The organism is Streptomyces sp. NPDC049577, assembly GCF_040675635.1.
Classification (GTDB): Bacteria; Actinomycetota; Actinomycetes; order Streptomycetales; family Streptomycetaceae; genus Streptomyces.
Genome location: NZ_JBFAPH010000605.1, coordinates 1 through 1,691, shown reverse-complemented (window position 1 = coordinate 1,691; position 1,691 = coordinate 1). Strand labels below are relative to the sequence as shown.

At 80.4% G+C, this 1,691-nt stretch carries 1 pseudogene; it reads left to right on the top strand.

The window, feature by feature from the left end:
* Positions 1-1,691: pseudogene (locus AB0K09_RS33165) on the top strand (hypothetical protein); the annotation flags it as partial.

The window sequence follows — 1,691 nt, the reverse complement described above, 5'->3', positions numbered from 1 at the left end:
CGGACCTCCAGGTCGGCGACGTCGGCGTGCGGGACGCGGTGGCCCGCGCCCTGGAGGCGGCCGGCCGCATCGTCACCGCCTCGGCGGGCACCGGCGGCACCGTCGGCGACCCCGGGGCCGCGACGCCCGAGGCCGTCGCCGAGCTGGGCCGGCGCGTCGGACGGCCCCTGCTCGTCCTCCTCGACGGACCCGAGGAGATGCCGCCCGTCCTGGCCCACGGGCTGCCCGCCTGGACGGCCGCCACCGCGAAGTGGCTCGACAGCACGTCCGCCAAGATGATCGTCGCCTGCCGGCCGGAGCACTGGGAGACGGCCGGGGCGCTCTTTCCGCCGGACGCGCTCCATGTGCCCGCCCCCGAGCCCGCCGACGCGCTGATGAGCCCGGCAGCCCTGCTGTGCGCCGCCTCCGGGCCCCGCGCGCTGCCGCCCTGTACCCGGCTGACCGGTCTCACCCCGGCGCAGGCCGCCGAGGCACGCGCCTCCTACGCGATCCCCGCCGACGCCATCGCCCCGGCGGACGCCGCCCACCCCCTGGCCCTCCGGCTGCTCGCCGAGGTGCGCGCGGCGCTCCCCGGCGGCGTCGAGCGCCCCGACCCCGGCTCCGGGCGGGCCGCGCCCGACCGGTGGGACGTCTTCTCCGCCCACCTCGACCTCGTCTGCCTGCGCATCGCGGTGCGCCTGGCCGCCTCCCGCCGCCCGCCGCTGCGCGGCACGGCGGTCCGCCGGCTCGCCGCGCGCGTCGCCGGGCAGGTCCACGAGGCGGCCCGCCGCTGCCTCGGGCCGGGCCAGGGCGAGCTGGAGCGGGAGGCCTTCGAGGAGCTCTTCCCCTGGCGCACGGGCTGGGCCTCGGCCGTCCTCACGGAGGGCCTGCTCGTGCCGGCCGGTACGGGCTACCGCTTCGCCCACGAGGAGTTCGCCGACTGGCTCCAGGGCACCCACCTCGACCTGGACGCCGCCCTCCACGCGCTCGTGCACCGCTGGCACAAGCCGGAGGGGCCGCCGGCCGTCGCCGCCGTCCGCCTGCCGTCCCGCCCCGGCGGCGGGCCGGCCCCCGAGGGGCACGTACCGCCCCACGTGCCGCCCCCGCCCGGCTCCTCGGCCGGTTCCCGCACGATGGCCGCCCTGCGCCGGCGGCGCGGCGGCCCCGCCGCCCCGGAGCCGCCACGGCTGCTGCCGGTGCCCCGGCACCGCATCGGCCCCGTTGTGCAGGCCCTGCTCCAGCTGGGCCGCCGCTCGGGCCCCGCCGAGCTCTCCAGCCGGCTCACCCGCCTGGTCCACGCGGTCGAGACCCTCTCGGCCCGGCGCCCCGCCGGCGACGACGGAAGGCTCGCCGACCCCTCCTGGTGGGCCGCGCACCTCCTCGGCGAGACGCTGCTCCGCCTCCCCGACGCCACCCCCTACCTGGGCGTCCTGCGCCTGCTCGCGGAGCGCGTCACGGCCCGCTCCCTCGCCCTCGGCGGCTTCGACGGCGCCGCCACGGAGGCGCTGGGCGGCTTCACCGAGTTCGGTTCCCGGTTCTGGCTGCGCCTTCCGCTGGCCCTTCCCGACCGCCTCGACCTCCTGCGCATCCTCCTCCCGGCCGACGGCCCCCCACCGGGCGCCCGGCCGGCGTCCGAGGAGCCGGAGCCCACCCCGACCGAGCTCCCGCCGCCCCGGCGCGCCGTGGAGTCGGGCCGGGTACCGCCTGCGGCG